The following is an 18331-nucleotide window of genomic DNA, read 5'->3' as shown; positions in this document are numbered from 1 at the left end:
CCGGGACCGTGGGCGTGGGTCCGCGAGTATTGCGGGCGCAACAGTTGATGAGCTCGTGCAATGGATGGTGCAGGACGCCTCGCTCGATCGCAGAGGCCTCAAGCTGACCTGAAAGCCGCTGCCCTTGGCGCGGCGATCCTGCTGCGCGAGTATGTCTCAGCCCGTCTTCCGCGCGTGAGGTTGGCGCGCGCCGGCAAGAAGCAGCCGCACCGCGGGCGGCCGGTCCCACGAGATCACAGGCCGGCTACGCTGGCGCCGCTGGTCGAGCGCGAGGCGCCGCCGCGGGTGGTCGAGCTGGTCGAGCGCTATCTGCCGCGCCGTCTCGGCACCATCGCGACCGTCGGCTTGCTGTTCGGCAGCGTCTGGCTCGGCATCGTCAAGGGCGGTCATGCGCAGGACGTCAATGCGGCGCTGTCCGACACGCGCAATGCGCTCGCCAATGCGGCCGGCTTCCGGATCACCGCAGTCGCAATCAACGGCCGCAAGCAGCTGACCCAGGACGAGATCCTCGCGATCGGTGGCGTCTCCGGCCGCTCCTCGCTGTTGTTCCTGGATGCCGCCGCCGTTCGCGACAAGCTCAAGGCCAATCCCTGGATCGCCGAGGCGACGGTGCAGAAGTTCTTCCCGAACCAGCTGCAGATCGACATCGTCGAGCGCAAGGCGTTCGCGCTGTGGCAGCAGGACGGCCGGCTGTCGGTGATCGCCGATGACGGCGCCGTGCTCGAACAATATGTGTCGCGCCCGTTCCTGACGCTGCCGCTCGTGGTCGGCAAGGGCGCCGAGAGCCGTGCGCGTGATTTCCTGGCGCTGCTCGCGCGCTATCCGCAGGTGCGCGCCGTGACCAAGGCCGCCGTGTTCGTTGGCGAGCGCCGCTGGAACCTGCGCACCAAGGACGGCCTCGACATTCGTCTGCCGGAGAACGACGTCGGCAACGCGCTGGCGACGCTCAGCCAGCTCGACCAGGATGACAAGTTGTTCTCGCGCGACATCGTCGCGATCGACATGCGGCTGTCCGACCGTTTGACGGTGCAGCTGTCCGACGATGCGGCGAAGGCGCGCGAGGACCTGTTCAAGGACAAGAAGTCCAAGAAGAAAGCCGGTGACGCATGACCGGCTTCGATCGCCAGACTCCGAAGACGCGCCCGATGGGCCAGAAGCGCACCGCGCTGGTGGCCTCGCTCGACGTCGGCACCAGCAAGATCGCCTGCATGATCGCGCGGCTGAGGCCGGCGCCGCCGAGCGACGCGCTGCGCGGCCGCACCCATGCGGTCGAGCTGATCGGCTACAGCCAGATCCAGTCGCGCGGCGTCAAGGCTGGTGCGGTCGTCGATCCGGTCGAATGCGAGCAGGCGGTGCGGCAGGCGGTCGCGCTGGCCGAGCGCATGGCCAAGGTGCGGGTCGAGTCCGTGCTGCTGCCGGTCGCCGGCGGCCGCGTCATGGGCCACCTGATCGAGGCGACCTCGGACATCCGCGGCGGCGCCGTGACGCAGGCCGATGTCAGCCGGGTGACATCGACCGGCATGCATCATGCGACCGGCGAGGGGCGGGCGGTGCTGCATGCGCTGCCGGTCGGCTACACGCTCGACGGCGTGAAGGGCATCCGCGATCCCCGCGGCATGCTGGCACGACAATTTGGTGTCGACATGAATGTCGTCACGACCGACGCCACCGTGGCCAAGAACCTGATGCTGGTGGTCGAGCGCTGCCATCTAAATGTCGAGGCGATGGCGGCAAGCCCGTATGTTGCCGGTCTCTCGGTCTTGACCGACGACGAGGCCGACCTCGGCGCTGCCGTGGTCGAGATGGGCGCCGGCACCACGACGATCGCAATCTATTCCGGCGGCCGCTTCGTCCATGCCTCCGGATTTGCGCTCGGCGGGCATCACGTGACCATGGATCTTGCGCGCGGACTATCAGCGTGCATTGCAGATGCCGAGCGAATCAAGACGTTATATGGCACGGTGCTGACTGGCGGGTCCGACGCGCGTGAGTTGATGTCTGTTCCGACGGCCGGTGACAACGAGCGGGATGTTCCGCAGATCGTGTCCCGCGCCACCATCGCGAACATCGTCAGGCACCGCGCAGAGGAGATTTTTGAAATGGTCCGCGACCGGCTGAAGGATTCGCCCTTTGCGGCAGAACCCAAGGCGCGCGTCGTCCTCAGCGGTGGCGCCTCCCAGCTGACGGGTCTGGTCGAATTGGCGACCCGGATCCTCGACCGCCCGGTGCGGGTCGGCCGTCCGCTCGGCTTCGGCCGTCTTCCCAACGAGGCCAAGAACGCCGCCTTCGCGGTGCCCACCGGGCTCCTGGTCTATCCGCAATACGCGCATCTCGAACACGTCGAACCGCGGCATACGCGGCAGGTCGGGACAGGAACCGACGGCTACTTCGGAAAGGTCGGACGATGGCTACGCGAGGGCTTCTGATGACCGACGTCCGTCCCAACAGATTTTCACCAACACCACCCACGGCCGGCGGCCGGGGCGAACCCACGCGCGCGTGATCGAGAGGCAATCATGGCACTCACTATTACCCCTCCTGATATCCACGAGCTGAAGCCCCGGATCACCGTGTTCGGCGTCGGCGGCGCGGGCGGCAACGCCGTCAACAACATGATCACGGCCGGCCTGCAGGGCGTCGACTTCGTCGTCGCCAACACCGACGCGCAGGCGCTGACCATGTCCAAGGCGCAGCGCATCATCCAGATGGGCACGCAGGTGACGCAAGGGTTGGGCGCCGGCTCGCAGCCGGACGTTGGAGCGGCCGCCGCGCAGGAGGTGATCGACGAGATCCGCGATCATCTCTCGGGCGCCAACATGGTGTTCGTGACCGCCGGCATGGGCGGCGGCACGGGCACGGGCGCTGCTCCGGTCATCGCCAAGACCGCGCGCGAGATGAACATCCTCACCGTGGGTGTCGTCACCAAGCCGTTCCACTTCGAGGGCGCGCGCCGTATGCGCACCGCGGAGTCCGGCATCTCCGAGCTGCACAAGGTGGTCGACACCTTGCTGATCATCCCGAACCAGAACCTGTTCCGGGTCGCCAACGAGAAGACCACCTTCGCCGACGCGTTCGCGATGGCCGACCAGGTGCTGTATTCGGGCGTCGCCTGCATCACCGACCTGATGGTCAAGGAAGGCCTGATCAACCTCGACTTCGCCGACGTCCGCGCCGTCATGCGCGAGATGGGCAAGGCGATGATGGGCACCGGCGAGGCCTCCGGCGAGAAGCGCGCGCTGACCGCCGCGGAAGCCGCGATCGCCAACCCGCTGATCGACGATTCCTCGATGAAGGGCGCCCGCGGCCTCTTGATCTCGATCACCGGCGGCAAGGACCTCACGCTGTTCGAGGTCGACGAAGCCGCGACCCGCATCCGCGAGGAGGTCGACCAGGACGCCAACATCATCGTCGGCGCCACCTTCGACGAATCGCTCGACGGCTTGATCCGCGTCTCCGTCGTTGCCACCGGCATCGAGCAGGCGCAGTTCAACCGTGGCGTCACGACGACTGCACAGCCGGCGGCGGCTGTCGCTCCGATTGCCGCCGCCCCGACCGCTCATGCGGGTCTTCCTGAAAGCCGTCTCGCCGACCTGACCGCGCGCCTGCGCGCCGACAATCAGCGGCTGGCGGAACGCGCTGCCAAGCTCGAGCAGCAGGCCTCGCAGGCTCCGGCCGTCGCGCAACCTGCGCCCGCGCCGGTCGCACCGGCGCCGCGCCCGGCTCCGAATCTCGAGCGCGACACTCTGGCTGCCGTGGCTGCGGCGATGGCGAACGAGCCCGCACCGGCTCCCGCTCCGGTGCCGACCGCGGCGTCCTATGGCGACGTGACCGTGCGTCCGATCGCGCAGAAGCCGTCGCTGTTCCCCGAGCCGGAAGCCCAGCGCGCCGCGCCGGTCGAGCCGGCTGCTCCGCCGGAGACCTTCATCCCGCAGGCCGCCGAGCGGGTTCCCACCCGCGCGCCGCGCATGCCGAAGTTCGAGGACCTGCCGATGCCGGCCCAGGCCGAGATCCGGCAGGCGCGGGGTGACGAGGGTGAGGAGCATCCGCAGAAGACCCGGATGTCGCTGCTGCAGCGTCTCGCCAATGTCGGCCTCGGCCGTCGTGACGAGGAGAGCGAGCCGCCGATGTCGGGCCGTGCCGCCGCCCCGGCGATGCCGCAGATGCCGCCGCTGCCGGAACGAAAGCCGCAGCGGAACGTTGCCCAGCAGGTCGCGGGTCACGAATCGCCCGTCTCGGAATACGCACGCCGTCCCGCTCCGCAGGGTCTGGACGTCCATGGCCGTCCCGCGCCTGTGGCCCCCGCGCCACAGGGCGACGACCATTTGGATATCCCGGCCTTCCTGCGCCGGCAGGCCACGTGAGAATTGTTACAGCCCCGCGGGTGCTGAACAGGCCCGGCTCGTCAGAGCCGGGCCTGTTCATTGGCCTCTCGGGAACCCCGAATGGTCGATCAACTAACTGATTTTAAATGATTAATTATTCTTTCGGTGTTTAGATGCGGAACGGGGAGGGTTAAGGCCACGTTCCAGTTTGGTTAAGGGTTGGCGCGAATACGGCAGAGATGGGGTAACAATCCGTAAAGAAGCGTGAGTTGGCGCTCTTTGGGGGGCTCGTTAAGTTCTGCCGTGACTTGGGGATGCCTGGAAATGAGTCGGTTCGCGAGGGGCGGCCGATGAAGGGTTCAGGCGGGGTCTTGGGCAGTCGTCGATGAAATTCAGCCGGCAAACAACGCTTCGTTCGCAAGCCACCGTCACGGGTGTGGGCGTCCATTCGGGTGCGCCGGTCAGCCTGACGATCGGGCCTGCGCCGATCGACTCCGGCATCGTGTTCCTCCGCACCGGCCTCGATGGCGCCGACCGCGAGGTCCAGGCCTCCTTCGGATCGGTGATCGCCACCGAGCTGGCTACGGTTCTCGGTGACCGCAACGGTCCGCTGGTCTCCACCGCCGAGCACATCCTGGCCGCGCTGCGCGGCATGGGGGTCGACAACGCCCTGGTCGAGGTCGACGGTCCCGAAGTGCCGATCATGGACGGCAGCGCCGCTGCGTTCGTCGCTGCGATCGACCAGGCCGGCATCATCAACCAGTCCGCTCCCCGCCGTTACATCCAGGTGCTCAAGCCGGTCCAGGTGACGATGGGCGCCTCGATGGGCGAGCTTCGCCCCAACAGCTCCGGCTTCCGCGTCGAGGTCGAGGTCGACTTCGCCAACGCCGTCATCGGCCGTCAGGCCTATCATTTCGAGCTCAATCCGGAGCGCTTCCGCCGCGAGATCGCGCGGGCCCGCACCTTCGGCTTCATGAGCGATGTCTCCCGTCTCTGGAACGCCGGCTTCGCGCTCGGCTCGTCGTTCGACAACACGCTCGTGTTCGACGAGGAGCGTCTGCTCAATCCGGAAGGTCTCCGCTACGCCGACGAATGCGCCCGCCACAAGGTGCTGGACGCGATCGGCGATCTGGCGCTGGCCGGCCTGCCGCTGCTCGGCACCTACCGCTCGGTCCGCGGCGGCCACAAGCTCAACCACGCCGTCCTGACCGCGCTGATGGCCGACCGTACGGCTTGGAGGCTGGTCGAAGGTGAGACCGTGCGCCGTCCCCGCGTGGCGGCCGAGGTCGTCGGCGGCATGGTCGGTGGCATGATCGCCCCGGCCTTCGGCCCGGACGTGTCCTGAGCTCATTGATCCGCGAATCGTCTGGTCGTGATGGCCTGACGAGGTCCTGGTCGCGGGGGTCTGCAGGGCTTTATCGTGCGCTCGGCGCAGCGATGGCTTCTCATCATTTTCGTTAGCCATTGTTGCCGAACGATCCCGGACCGTTCCGGGTCTTCGCTGTTTTTGTAGCTTTTCCAGAGGCTTTTCCGTCGGTAACCATGATGCGAGGCGGCAGCCTCGGTCTCGCCTTAATCCGGACGGATTGGCTTCCTATGCGGTTGGTTGACGAAGTGTTTTCAGCTAGAGAGGCCGTGGCAGCGTGATGCGCCACAAGCGGGGCTCTTTCCTTCGCGATCATGAGACGATGGTCATGGTGCGCGGCGTAGATCAGATCACAGGCATCGGGTTCCAGAGAAGCATGTCGAACCAGCGTCTCACGCGCGAATTCCCCCATCCCGTCTCGGCCGCCCGCGGCGTTCGGCTCGCAGCGTCGCTGGTCATGCTCGCGCTGCCCCTGGCGGGCTGCGGCACCGGCGGTCTCTGGGACAAGTTCCTGGCCAAGGACGATACCTTCGTCGATGAGCCGGCAGACAAGCTCTACAATGAGGGCTTGTTCCTGATGAACGAGAAGAAGGATGTGAAGGCGGCGACCAAGAAGTTCGAGGAGGTCGATCGCCAGCATCCTTATTCCGACTGGGCGCGCAAATCGCTGCTGATGTCGGCCTACGCGTCCTATCAGGCTGGCGATTATGACGGCTGCATCGGCGCCGCGACGCGCTACGTCACCCTGCATCCGGGCAGCCCTGACGCGGCCTACGCGCAATACCTGATCGCCGCCTCGCATTACGACCAGATCCCGGACATCAGCCGCGACCAGGGCCGCACCGAGAAGGCCATCGCGGCGCTTGAAGAGGTGGTGCGCAAATATCCGACCTCCGAATACGCGACCAGCGCCAAGGCCAAGATGGAGGGCGCCCGCGACCAGCTCGCCGGCAAGGAGATGGACGTCGGCCGCTACTACATGCAGAAGCGCGACTACACCGCGGCCATCAATCGCTTCAAGACCGTGGTGACGCAGTACCAGACCACCCGCCATGTCGAGGAAGCGCTGTACCGCCTGACCGAGGCCTACATGACCATCGGCATCGTCGGCGAGGCGCAGACGGCAGCCGCCGTGCTCGGCCACAACTTCCCGGACAGTAAGTGGTACAAGGATGCCTATAATCTCGTGAAGTCCGGCGGCGTCGAGCCCGAGGAGAACAAGGGCTCCTATATCTCGCGCGCCTTCAAGAAGCTGGGGCTCGGCTGACCGCGTCCGGGACCGGCTGAAGCTGGTCTCTCTTTGTTCTCAATTCTTGTTTTGTTCTCGTTTTGCTGCTAGCATCGAGTCGTTCGCTCAGGGGCATCCTGCCCCGTTACGAAGGACTTCGGTTCCATGCTGGCGCGACTGTCGATCCGTGACATCGTCCTGATCGAACGACTCGATCTCGAATTCTCCCGTGGGCTTGCGGTGCTGACCGGCGAGACCGGCGCCGGCAAGTCGATCCTCCTCGATGCCTTTGCCCTGGCCCTTGGCGGCCGGGGTGACGCCAGCCTGGTGCGGCACGGCGCCGACCAGGGCCAGGTCACCGCGGTGTTCGAAATCGGCAAGGACCATCCCGCCGCGCGCATCCTGGCTGCCAACGGCCTGGATGCCGATGGCGAGATGATCCTGCGCCGCGTCCAGTATGGCGACGGTCGCACCCGGGCCTTCATCAACGACCAGTCGGTGAGCGTGCAGACCTTGAAGGCGATCGGCGCCACCTTGGTCGAGATTCATGGTCAGCACGATGAGCGCGCCCTGGTGGATGCCGCCACCCACCGCCGCCTGCTCGATGCCTTCGCGGGTCTGGAGAAAGAGGTCGCCGGCGTCGAGGCGCTGTGGGCCGCCCGGCGGACCGCCGTCACGGCGCTCGACCAGCATCGCGCCGGCATGGAGCGCGCCGCCCGCGAGGCCGACTATCTGCGGCATGCCTCGGATGAATTGAAGAAGCTGGCGCCGAAGGAGGGCGAGGAGACGCAGCTTGCCGCCCGGCGCACCGCGATGATGCAGGGCGAGAAGATCGCCGGCGACCTGCGTGATGCGCAGGATGCGGTCAGCGGCAACCAGTCGCCGATTGCCGCGCTGGCTGCGGCCGTCCGTCGGTTGGAGCGGCGCGCGGTCAGCTCGCCGGCGCTGGTCGACCCGGCCGTCAAGGCAATGGATGCCGCGATCAATGCGCTGGAGGAGGCCGACCAGCATCTGACCGCGGCACTGGCGGCCACCGATTTCGATCCTTTGGAGCTCGAGCGCATCGAGGAGCGGCTGTTCGCGCTGCGCGCCGCGGCACGCAAATATTCGACCCCGGTCGACGGCCTGGCGGCGCTGGCCGCGAAATACGCTGCTGATGTCGTGCTGATCGATGCGGGCGCCGAGCAGTTGAAGAAGCTCGAAGCCGCGGCAGCGGCAGCCGATGGCCGTTATGCCGCCGCGGCGGCCAAGCTGTCGGCGGCTCGCACCAAGGCGTCCGAGAAGCTGAACCGCGCGGTTCATGCCGAGCTCGGGCCCCTGAAGCTGGAACGCGCCAAGTTCATGACCCAGGTCGACAGCGACGCCGATGCGCCGGGTCCGGAAGGCATCGACCGGGTCGAGTTCTGGGTGCAGACCAATCCGGGAACACGGCCGGGCCCGATGATGAAGGTCGCCTCCGGCGGCGAGCTGTCGCGGTTCCTGCTGGCGCTCAAGGTGGTGCTGTCCGACCGCGGCTCCGCGCCGACCCTGGTGTTCGACGAGATCGACACCGGCGTGGGCGGCGCGGTGGCGGATGCCATCGGCGCCCGGCTGGCGCGGCTCGCGCACGGGGTCCAGGTGATGGCCGTGACCCATGCCCCGCAGGTCGCCGCGCGGGCGGACCAGCATCTCCTGATCTCCAAGGATGCGCTCGACCGCGGCAAGCGCGTCGTCACCCGCGTCAACACGCTGGCCACCCTGCACCGCCGCGAGGAGATCGCCCGCATGCTGGCCGGCGCCGAGGTCACCGCCGAGGCCCGCGCCGCCGCCGACCGTCTGCTGGAGGCTGCCGCGGCATAAGTTGAGGGTTCGACCCGAACGCTTTTGGCTCCGCCGCGCGCATTGTGTAAACCGTCCCCCGGGGCGGCCTTCGGGTCGCCCCGGGTTTGACGAGCAGACAGTCCGCAGCATGGCCAAGACAGTAAAATCGACAGCAAAACCCAAGCAGCCCATCGACGTTGCCGACCTCACCAAGGCGCAGGCCAAGGTCGAATGGAAGCGGCTGGCGCTCGAGCTCGAAACCCACGATCGTCTCTACTATCAGGACGATGCGCCGAAGATTTCGGACGCGGCGTATGATGAGCTGCGTCGCCGCTTCAACGCCATCGAGACGCGCTTTCCCGAGCTGGTCAGCACGGAATCACCCTCGCAGAAGGTCGGCGCAGCGCCGTCCGGCCGTTTCAAGAAGGTCCGGCACGCCGTGCCGATGCTGTCGCTCGACAACGCCTTCGCCGAGGAGGACGTGCGCGACTTCGTCGGCCGCATTGCGCGTTTCCTCAAGCTCGCGGATGACGATCGCATCGATTTCTCTGCCGAGCCTAAGATCGACGGGCTGTCGATGTCCTTGCGCTACGAAGGTGGCGAACTGGTTACGGCGGCCACCCGCGGCGACGGCGCCGAGGGCGAGGACGTCACCGCCAACATCCGTACCCTGAGGGACGTGCCGCAGAAGCTGCACGGCCCGCAACCTGCCGGACATCTGCGAGATCCGCGGCGAGGTCTACATGACCAAGCAGGCGTTCCTCGCGCTCAACGAACGCCAGAAGGAAGCCGGCGACACCATCTTCGCCAATCCCCGCAACTCCGCCGCGGGCTCGCTGCGCCAGAAGGATCCGACCATCACGGCGTCCCGTCCGCTCGGCTTCTTCGCCTATGCCTGGGGCGAGATGAGCGCGATGCCGGCCGGCACGCAGAGCGGCATGATCAAATGGTTCGAGCATTGCGGCTTCACCACCAATCCGCTGACCAAGCTCTGCCACTCGGTCGAGGAACTGATCGCGTTCCATCGCTCCATCGAGGAGCAGCGCGCCGAGCTCGACTACGACATCGACGGCGTCGTCTACAAGGTCGATCGCATCGACTGGCAGGAGCGGCTCGGCTTCGTCTCTCGCACGCCGCGTTGGGCGATCGCGCACAAATTCCCGGCCGAGCGCGCCATGACCGTGCTCAAGGACATCGAGATCCAGGTCGGCCGCACCGGCTCGTTCACGCCGGTCGGAAAGCTCGAGCCGGTCGGCGTCGGCGGCGTCATCGTGCAGAACGTCACCCTGCACAACGAGGACTACATCAAGGGCATCGGCAACAAGGGCGAGAGCTTGCGCGAAGGCCGCGACATCCGGATCGGCGACACCGTCGTGATCCAGCGCGCCGGTGACGTGATCCCGCAGGTGGTCGACGTCCTCCTCGACAAGCGGCCCGCCGAAGCGAAGGAATTTCAATTCCCCAAGACATGCCCGTGCCCGCTGCACACTGACGTGGTCCGCGAGGAGACCGCGGCCGGCGAGGAGGGCTCCCGCGCGCGCTGCACCGGCGAGTTCGCTTGTCCCTATCAGAAGATCGAGCACCTCAAGCTGTTTGCCTCACGCCGCGCTTTCGACATCGACGGACTCGGCGAGAAGCAGATCCAGTTCTTCTTCGATGAAGGCTGGGTCAAGGAGCCCTCGGACATCTTCACCTTGCAGAAGCGCAACGCCAAGCTGAAGTTGGAGGAGGTCGAGGGCTATGGCGAGACCTCGGTGCGCAATCTGTTCAACGCCATCGACGCGCGCCGCGAGATCGCGCTGGAACGCTTCATCTATGCGCTCGGCATGCGCCATGTCGGCGAAACCACCGCGTTGGCGCTGGCGCGCGGCTATGGCTCGTGGGAGTCGTTCCACGACGCCTGCCTCAAGGTCGCCGCCGCCGATGAGGAGGCGATCGCCGAGATGGATGCGCTCGACCAGATCGGCGACACCGTGATCAAGAGCGTCGCCGCGTACTTCCGCGAGGACCACAATCGCGGCATCGTCGAGCGGCTGACCGAAGAGGTGAAGATCCTCGATGCCGAGAAACCCAAGCGCAACTCGCCGATCGCGACCAAGACGGTGGTGTTCACCGGTACCTTGGAGAAGATGACGCGCGACGAGGCCAAGGCGACGGCCGAACGGCTCGGCGCCAAAGTCTCTGGCTCGGTGTCGAAGAAGACCGACTACGTCGTCGCCGGTCCCGGGGCCGGCTCGAAGCTGAAGGAGGCCGAAAAGCACGGCGTCAAGGTGCTGACCGAGGACGAGTGGCTGCAACTGATTGGGGAGTAGCGAGCGCGATCCCTCACATCACCCCGGTTTCATCCTCCTCCGCCTGCTCGATCAGCTCCTTCGTCACCGTCATCGGCGTACGCGGGACGAGGAAGATCATGCTGCAGGCACAGGCCAGCGACAGCGTCAGCATCGCCGATGTCAGCGGCAGCGTGGTCGCGTAGTGACCGCCGAGATAGGCGCCGAGCTGCGAGGTCAGCGCGCCCAGGCCCATCTGCAGAAAGCCCATCGCGCCGGAGGCGGTGCCGGCGGCGCCCGGCCGGACGCTGATGGCGCCGGCCGCGGAGTTCGCCATCACGAAGGCGTTGGCGAACATCAGCAGCATCTGCGTCCCGAACAGCACCGAGGGCATCTGGTTGAAGCCGAACAGGCTCCAGGTGAAGTTCAGCGCCGCGCTCGTGAGCTGCAAGATCAGTCCGAACCAGATCAGCCGGTCGAGCGAATGACGCGGCGCGTAGCGGACGCAGAACAAATTGCCGGCGAAATAGGCGAAGCCTGTCGTCGCGAACCACGCGCCATATTCCGCCGAGGAGCGGCCCATCTGCACCTCGACGATGTAGGGTCCGCCGCCGGCAAAGGCGAAGATGATCTGCGAGGCCAGCACCTGGCACAGCATGTAGCCGAGAAAGGCGCGGCTCTTGACCAGCATGACGACGTCGCGCCGGAAGCTCGCGCCTTCGACGCGGGCAGGGCGTGTCTCGGGCAGCGCCAGGGTCACCGCGACGCCGACCGCAATCGACACCGCTGCGACGACGTAGAAGATGGCATGCCAGCCGAACGCGATCTCGATCAGGCCGCCGGTCAGGGGCGACAGCATCTGCGCGATCATCATCACGGCCACGACCAGGCTGATCATCGCGCCGATGCGCTCGCGCGGATAGAGATCGCGGATGATGGCGCGGCTGATCACCATGCCGCTGGCGCCGCCGAGCGCCTGGAAGAAGCGCGCCGCGATCAGCTGCGGCAAGGTCTCGGCGAAGATGCAGCCGAAGCTCGCCACGATCGAGAGCGCGAGCCCCGCCAGCATCACGGGGCGGCGACCGAACCGGTCGGACAGCGGTCCGAGCAGAAGCTGCGAGATCGCGATGCCGATCATGTAGAACGACACCGTCATCTGCACAACGGAGGCGTCGTGTCCGAACGTGGTCGCGAGCAGCGGGAGCGCCGGAACCAGCAGGTACAGCGAGATGGGCGCCAGCCCGGTCATCACGACCAGCAGGATCAGCAGCGTGCGCGACGGGACCGCGCGCGTTCCGATCGCGCCCGGCGGTCTGCTGATCATTCCATGCATGGTGCCGCTCAAATCAGGTGAACGGCCCGACTGTAGCGACCTCCCGCGTCACGGAAATGCCTGTTTCCGCATGCGCCCATGCCGGCAGCGGGACAGTTGCAACCGATGCTGCGACGGTGCTCGTGTAGTTCGTGCCCTGATCTGTCGGCTGGGCACGCTGCGCTTGCCGCAATCTTGGAGAGATCTATCCGTTCAGTCCCGGCGCCGAGCCGCCGGCGTTTGGCCGGCGGTGGTCGTGACCCCCCGTGCCCTAAGCGCCTGACGGGCTGCTTGAACGTCATTCGGCGCTGTGCGTGACTGTGCCTTCTCCCCTTGCGGGAGAGGGCATCGCCGGCCCATCCAATCCTCGGTTGGGCGAGGGGTATCTCTCCGCGTGCGCACGTGTGGAGAAATACCCCTCACCCAACCGAGCTCGCCGAACTGTCCTACATGCCCTCTCCCGCAAGGCGAGAGGGCCCAGTCATGGGCACCGCGCTTATTGTCGAGGGTGCTCAGCTTCGTCGTTCCAGGGACTATCGTGACGATCTTGTAGTTACTGCCCTGATAGTTGGGCGACTACAATGGCGCGGTCGCCTGATCGAGCCAGAGCTGGTCGGCCTCATCGAGGGCTGCGCGAACAGTCTCTTTAACCCGGGCATGATAGGCGTCGAGCCAGGCGCGCTCCTCGGCACTGAGCATGTTGACATCGATCAGCCGGCGATCGATCGGCGCCAAGGTCAGCGCCTCGAACCCGTTCATCGGCTTCTCCGCGCCGGTGATCTCCTTGGCCACCACCAGCTCGAGATTCTCGATGCGGATGCCGAAGGCATCCGTCTTGTAGTAGCCGGGCTCGTTGGACAGGATCATGCCGCGCTTGAGCGGCGTGGTGCCGAGCTTGGAGATCCGCGCCGGGCCTTCATGCACCGACAGATAGCTGCCGACGCCGTGGCCGGTGCCGTGCTCGAAATCGATGCCGGCCTGCCACAGGAACTGGCGCGCCAGGGTGTCGAGCTGCGCGCCGGTGGTGCCGTCGGGAAACAGCGCGCGGGCGATCGCCAGATGGCCGCGCAACACCCGGGTGAAGCGATCACGCATCTCGTCGGTCGGGGTGCCCACCGCGATGGTGCGGGTGACGTCGGTGGTGCCGTCCTGATATTGCGCGCCGGAATCGATCAACAACAGATCACCGGGCATGATGCGGCGGTTGCTCTTGCGGGTGACGCGATAATGCACGATCGCGCCATTCGGACCCGTGCCGGAGATGGTGGGGAACGAGACGTCCTTGAGCGCGCCGGTGTCGCGCCGAAAACTCTCCAGCGCCTCGACCGCATCGATCTCGGTCAAGCTGCCCTTGGGCGCCTCGCGATCGATGTAGGCGAGGAAGCGCGCCAGCGCGACGGCGTCGCGCCGGTGCGCGCGCCGCGTGCCTTCGATCTCGACCCCGTTCTTGGCCGCCTTCAGCAGGCTGACCGGATCGGCGCCGCGCACGGGCTTGCCGCCGGCGCCCTGGATCAATCGCGTCAGCGCATCCGCCGCTGTCGCGCTGTCGAGCGCGATCGCAGCGCCCGATTGCGCGAGCTCCGTCAGCCGCGTCGTCAACGCATCGGGCTCGGCCACGTCGGCGCTTTGCTCGAGATGATCGCGCGCGAGGTTCGAGAGCTTGCGGCTGTCGATGAAGATGGTCGGCCGTCCGCTCTTCGGCACCAGCGCATAGGACAGCGGCAGCGGCGTGTGCGACACGTCGGCGCCGCGGATGTTGAAGGTCCAGGCCACATTGTGCGAGTCGGACAACACCAGCGCCTCGACGCCGAGCCGCTCGATCTCCTGGCGGATGCGCCCGAGCTTCTCGGCCTCGGCCTCGCCGGATAATTCCGCGCCGTGGATGGAGACCGCACCGAGCGGCGGCAGCGGGCGCTCGGTCCAGATGCTGTCGATCGGATTGCTCTCGACCGGCACCAGCTCCGCGCCGGCCTTGGCGCAGGCGGCCGCAAAGCGCTCCGCCGCGGCCGTGGTATGCAGCCAGGGATCGAAGCCGACGCGGTCGCCGCTCTGCAGATGAGCGGTCAGCCAGGTCTCCGGCGGCGGCTCGATCAGCGACTCGACGCTCCACGCCTTGCCGTCGACCTGTTTGCCGGCCTGCAGCGTGTAGCGGCCGTCGACGAAGATCGCGGCCTGCTGCGGCAGCACCATCGCCAGGCCGGCCGAGCCGGTGAAGCCGGTCAGCCACGCCAGCCGCTCGTCCGAGGGCGGCACATATTCGTTCTGCTGCTGGTCCGCGCGCGGCACGATGAAGCCTGTGAGCTTGCGCCGGGCCAGCTCCTCGCGCAGCGCGGCGAGCCTTGCCGTCAGCGCCACGCCGGTTTCGGGTTCTTCGAACGTCTGGAACAGGGCTTCGAACATCGGTCTCATACTTTAGGCGTGGGTCTTATCGCGTAACGGATACTCATCCAGTTAGGCGTGCAGTGCACGAAGAATCTCCTTGCATTCGCCTGTGCAAAAAGATTTGCTGTCGCATGCCGGTCATCCGAAAGAGATGCGGCGAGGAAACGTGCGGATAGGACGACCAAGATCGTAAAGATCAGCCACGGTCGCACGATCCGGGGAGTGCCTCAACTCAGCGGCGAGGGGATGCACAATGCCTGCTTTTACCTTCGAGAAACTGTCGGCGCCGGCGCCACACGCGCCTGCTCCCACACCGGTCGAGAAGCCGCGTAGCGCGCTGGCCCATCTCGTCAACCGTCTCGTCGAACCTCGTGTCCGTCGCGGATCCCGCAAGAGTTCCGAGGCGGGCTCACAGCCAAGTCAGCCGAAGACGTAATCGTCGCGCGTTCGCCGCAACGTCACGCCCATCGCAGGCCAGCGATCGTCAATGGTGACGCAAGCTGGCCCGCTCTCACCGCTGATTCTGCAGCAAGAGGCTGCTCCAGCCCTCGATCCTGAGATGCCTGACCGGAACCAGGCCGCGCGCGCGATATGCGGCGACAACGGCGCGCGCTTGCGGCGTCAATAGGCCTGACAGGATCACGAAGGCTCCGGACGCGAGGTGGCGCTGCATCGGCGCCGCCAGTTGCCGCAGCGGGTTGGCGAGAATATTGGCCAGCACCAGGTCGAACGGGCCGGCTTCGGCAAATTCCGCCGCGGCAAAGCCGGTGGCGCGGATCACCTGGACCAGGGGACCGGCACCATTGAGCCGGGCATTGTCCCGCGCGACCCTGACCGAGGGCGCATCGATGTCGCTGGCCAGCACGGAGCGACGGGTCGCCTTGGCGGCCGCGATCGCCAGCACGCCGGTTCCGGTGCCGAGGTCGAGCACGTGGCGCGGCGCCCATCGCTTCAGAACATGGTCGAGCAGCAGCAGGCAGCCGCGCGTGGTGCCGTGATGGCCGGTGCCGAACGCCAGCGCCGCCTCGATCTCGATGCCCAGCTTGTTTCCGGGCACCCGTTCGCGATCATGCTGGCCATGGACCATGAAGCGGCCGGCCGGGACGGGGACGAGGTCATCCAGGCTGGCCTTGACCCAGTCCTTGGCCTCGACCGCCTCGAAGGTCAGGTTCTCGGCGACGGCGGCTCCCGCTGCTCCGCCGACCAGCTCACGCACCAGCGCCTGGTCGGGCGGATCGGCGAAGTGGACCGTGACATCCCATTGGCCATCCGGCCGCTCGAAGGCGGCAACCGCCGCGTCGCCCTCGAAGAACACTTCGGTCAGGACATCCACCGCCGGCCGGGCGGTGGCTTCGTCCGCGACAGTGAAAGTGGCTTTGTAGGTCGCGGGCGTCTCAGTCGAGGTCATGGGCATGGTCCGGGAGAATTCGTCGGCTGTGGTTAAGCGATCTCACCGCCGGCGCAAGCTCTTTGGCGGAAAAGCCGTGAAATGGCGGCAGCTTCCGGTTGTCGTTGCCGCGCGTGCCCGTCGCCTAAAAGTTGCATCGCAATTGCCGGAAAATATCTCAACGAGTTGATCGACCCTCATTAGACCAACCTTAGGTTCTCCCTGGCTACTGTTCCTGCCATAGGAACCGAAAAGCCTTGGTTCCTGGGCTGGGAAATGAGGTAGAGATGAAGAGCATTGTTCTTAAGTTCTTGCGCGACGAATCCGGTGCCACGGCGATCGAATATGGGTTGATCGCAGCCGGCATCTCCCTGGCGATCATCGCCGCCGTCAACGGACTGGGCTCTTCGCTCAGCAGCAAGTTCGACTCCATCAACTCGTCACTGAAGTAAATCTGCCGCAGCGGCGTTCTCGAGGGACCGGGCCTGAGTGCCCGGTTTTTCGTTTTTGGACAGCCAATTCAACCACTGATCCACAGACGTCCCACAGCGTTGTGCACAGCCTTTGCGGCGATCGTCCACATCCGGCAATGCCGGTCTTGCACCGCTTATTCACGCGGTGACGGGCAGGTCTTTCCACCGTCCGTCCACAGCCTGTCCTCAACCGAACAGGGCGCGATGATCGGCCAGGATGGCCTGCGCCGCATTGTGGCCGGGCGCGCCGGTGACGCCGCCGCCGGGATGGCTGCCCGAGCCGCAATGGTAGAGGCTCTTCAGCGGCGAGCGATAATCGGCGTGGCCCAGCATCGGACGGGCCGAGAACAGTTGGTTCAGGCTCAGCGCGCCGTGAAAGATGTCGCCGCCGAGCAGGCCGAACTGTCGCTCGAGGTCGAGCGGTGACAGCACCTGCCGGCCGAGAACGCTGGCCGCGAAGCCCGGCGCGTAGCGGTCGACGGTCGCGATCATGAGATCGGCGACCTCGTCGCGATGATCGTCCCAGGAGCGCCCGTCGGGCAGCTCCGGCGCGACGTGCTGGCAGAACAGGCTGGCGACGTGCTGTCCGGCCGGCGCCAGCGTCATATCGAGCGTGGATGGGATCAGCAGCTCGACGACGGGATCGCGGCTCCAGCCATGCGCCCGCGCATCCAGATAGGCCTGGTCCATGTAGCCGAGGCTGGGCGCCAGGATGATGCCGGCGGAGAGATGATCACCCTCGCCGGGCAGCGCGCTGAACGAGGGCAGCCGGCTGAGCGCCACATTCATGCGGAAGGTGCCCGAGCCGTTGCGCCAGTTTCTGATGCGGCTGAGGAAGGGCGCGGGCAGCGCTCCGGCCGGCACCAGCCGGGTATAGAGCAGCTTCGGATTGACGTTGGCGACGACGTAGCGGGCGCGGAGCGTACGGCCGTCCTCGAGCACGACGCCGACGGCGCGGTCGCGCTCGACGATCACCTCGCGGACGCCGCAGTCGACCTCCACCAGCGTGCCCAGCTCCTTCAGCGCCCGGCCCATCGCCTGGGTGATCGCACCCATGCCGCCGATGGCGTGGCCCCAGACCCCCTTCTTGCCGTTCACCTCGCCGAAGGCGTGATGCAGCATCACATAGGCCGAGCCGGCCGCGTAGGGACTGGCATAGTTGCCGACGATGGCGTCGAAGCCGAACAGCGCCTTGACCAGGTCGGTCTCGAAGATCTCGTCGAGCATTTCGCCGGCGGACCGTGTGAACAGATCGAGCAGGTCGCGCTGCTGCTCCAGCGACAGCCCGCGCAGCGTGTTGGCGGTGCCCAGCGCATTGAACGCCTCGCGGATCGCCGGCAGCCCGAACTGCGCCACGAGGTTCGGCGGCGCCCGCAGCACCAGGCTGCGCAGCACATCCGCGATCGCCTCCAGCCGCGCCGAGAAGGGGCCGATCGCCTCGGCATCCCCAGGGCTCAAGCGAGCGACGGAGGCCTGGGTGCGGCCCTCGCCGGTCAGCAGATAGCGGCCATCGGGGGAGGGCAGGAAGTTCTGCGCGCGGCGCTCGACGATCTCCAAGCCGTACTCATGCAGCCTGAGGTCGGAGATCACGCGCGGATTGAGCAGGCTCACCGTGTAGGACGCGACGGAGTTGCGGAAGCCCGGGTGAAATTCCTCGGTCACGGCGGCGCCGCCGATCACCTTCCGGCGTTCGACCACATGCACGCGCAGCCCCGCTTTGGCGAGATAGGCGGCACAGGTGAGGCCATTATGGCCCGCGCCGATGATGATGACGTCGGTCTCGTTCATGTC

The 18331-nt window shown here is 66.6% G+C and carries 11 protein-coding genes and 1 pseudogene; 8 read left to right on the top strand and 4 right to left on the bottom strand.

Going from position 1 to position 18331, the window contains the following annotated elements; genetic code table 11:
- The first annotated feature begins 60 nt into the window (after window positions 1–60).
- The 7 genes and pseudogenes from ACVILH_RS00220 (at window position 61) to ligA (ending at window position 11028) form a co-directional block, all read left to right on the top strand.
- Window positions 61–1110, top strand: coding sequence for a cell division protein FtsQ/DivIB (locus ACVILH_RS00220; protein ID WP_456711075.1), 1050 nt, complete (start codon window positions 61–63; stop codon window positions 1108–1110).
- On the top strand, window positions 1107–2426 hold the full coding sequence (ftsA, locus tag ACVILH_RS00215; protein WP_456711074.1) for a cell division protein FtsA: 1320 nt from the start codon (window positions 1107–1109) through the stop codon (window positions 2424–2426). Before ACVILH_RS00220 ends, ftsA begins: the two co-directional genes overlap by 4 nt.
- A 90-nt stretch (window positions 2427–2516) precedes the next feature.
- Window positions 2517–4361 (top strand): cell division protein FtsZ, encoded by a 1845-nt coding sequence (gene ftsZ, locus ACVILH_RS00210; RefSeq protein WP_456711073.1) that lies wholly within the window; start codon window positions 2517–2519, stop codon window positions 4359–4361.
- 346 nt (window positions 4362–4707) lie between these two features.
- Window positions 4708–5667 (top strand): UDP-3-O-acyl-N-acetylglucosamine deacetylase, encoded by a 960-nt coding sequence (lpxC, locus tag ACVILH_RS00205; RefSeq protein WP_456711072.1) that lies wholly within the window; start codon window positions 4708–4710, stop codon window positions 5665–5667.
- Between the two features lie 397 nt (window positions 5668–6064).
- The gene (locus ACVILH_RS00200; RefSeq protein WP_456711071.1) at window positions 6065–6955 is read left to right on the top strand and encodes an outer membrane protein assembly factor BamD; all 891 of its coding nucleotides are present in this window, start codon (window positions 6065–6067) and stop codon (window positions 6953–6955) included.
- A 126-nt stretch (window positions 6956–7081) separates the two neighbouring features.
- Window positions 7082–8755, top strand: coding sequence for a DNA repair protein RecN (gene recN / locus ACVILH_RS00195; protein WP_456711070.1), 1674 nt, complete (start codon window positions 7082–7084; stop codon window positions 8753–8755).
- Between the two features lie 109 nt (window positions 8756–8864).
- Window positions 8865–11028, top strand: a pseudogene (gene ligA, locus ACVILH_RS00190) (NAD-dependent DNA ligase LigA).
- Between the two features lie 13 nt (window positions 11029–11041).
- Here ligA and ACVILH_RS00185 read toward each other — a convergent pair.
- From ACVILH_RS00185 to ACVILH_RS00175, 3 genes are all read right to left on the bottom strand, one after another.
- The gene (locus ACVILH_RS00185) at window positions 11042–12319 is read right to left on the bottom strand and encodes a multidrug effflux MFS transporter (RefSeq protein ID WP_456711069.1); all 1278 of its coding nucleotides are present in this window, start codon (window positions 12317–12319) and stop codon (window positions 11042–11044) included.
- 555 nt (window positions 12320–12874) lie between these two features.
- Entirely contained in the window at window positions 12875–14698 is a 1824-nt protein-coding gene (locus tag ACVILH_RS00180) for an aminopeptidase P family protein (RefSeq protein ID WP_456711068.1), read from the bottom strand.
- Between the two features lie 493 nt (window positions 14699–15191).
- A complete protein-coding gene (locus ACVILH_RS00175; RefSeq protein WP_456711067.1) occupies window positions 15192–16088 on the bottom strand; it encodes a 50S ribosomal protein L11 methyltransferase in 897 nt (298 codons plus the stop codon).
- A 266-nt stretch (window positions 16089–16354) separates the two neighbouring features.
- Between ACVILH_RS00175 and ACVILH_RS00170 the strand changes: the two genes are divergently transcribed.
- Window positions 16355–16519 (top strand): Flp family type IVb pilin, encoded by a 165-nt coding sequence (locus tag ACVILH_RS00170; RefSeq protein ID WP_006614081.1) that lies wholly within the window; start codon window positions 16355–16357, stop codon window positions 16517–16519.
- A gap of 207 nt (window positions 16520–16726) precedes the next feature.
- Here ACVILH_RS00170 and ACVILH_RS00165 read toward each other — a convergent pair whose 3' ends face one another.
- Complete coding sequence (locus ACVILH_RS00165; protein WP_456711066.1) at window positions 16727–18328, bottom strand: phytoene desaturase family protein; 1602 nt, start codon at window positions 18326–18328, stop codon at window positions 16727–16729.
- Between the last annotated feature and the right edge of the window lie 3 nt (window positions 18329–18331).

It is taken from the genome of Bradyrhizobium sp. USDA 4353 (assembly GCF_054063215.1).
Note: the sequence above shows the minus strand (reverse complement) of the source record. Positions and strands in the feature narration are given on the sequence as shown.

Excerpts from the sequence above, each read along its gene's own strand:
- ACVILH_RS00220 (WP_456711075.1), top strand. The coding sequence starts at position 61 with ATGGATGGTGCAGGACGCCTCGCTCGATCGCAGAGGCCTCAAGCTGAC.
- ftsA (WP_456711074.1), top strand. The coding sequence starts at position 1,107 with ATGACCGGCTTCGATCGCCAGACTCCGAAGACGCGCCCGATGGGCCAG.
- ftsZ (WP_456711073.1), top strand. The coding sequence starts at position 2,517 with ATGGCACTCACTATTACCCCTCCTGATATCCACGAGCTGAAGCCCCGG.
- lpxC (WP_456711072.1), top strand. The coding sequence starts at position 4,708 with ATGAAATTCAGCCGGCAAACAACGCTTCGTTCGCAAGCCACCGTCACG.
- ACVILH_RS00200 (WP_456711071.1), top strand. The coding sequence starts at position 6,065 with ATGTCGAACCAGCGTCTCACGCGCGAATTCCCCCATCCCGTCTCGGCC.
- recN (WP_456711070.1), top strand. The coding sequence starts at position 7,082 with ATGCTGGCGCGACTGTCGATCCGTGACATCGTCCTGATCGAACGACTC.
- ACVILH_RS00185 (WP_456711069.1), bottom strand. The coding sequence starts at position 12,319 with ATGCATGGAATGATCAGCAGACCGCCGGGCGCGATCGGAACGCGCGCG.
- ACVILH_RS00180 (WP_456711068.1), bottom strand. The coding sequence starts at position 14,698 with ATGTTCGAAGCCCTGTTCCAGACGTTCGAAGAACCCGAAACCGGCGTG.
- ACVILH_RS00175 (WP_456711067.1), bottom strand. The coding sequence starts at position 16,088 with ATGACCTCGACTGAGACGCCCGCGACCTACAAAGCCACTTTCACTGTC.
- ACVILH_RS00170 (WP_006614081.1), top strand. The coding sequence starts at position 16,355 with ATGAAGAGCATTGTTCTTAAGTTCTTGCGCGACGAATCCGGTGCCACG.
- ACVILH_RS00165 (WP_456711066.1), bottom strand. The coding sequence starts at position 18,328 with ATGAACGAGACCGACGTCATCATCATCGGCGCGGGCCATAATGGCCTC.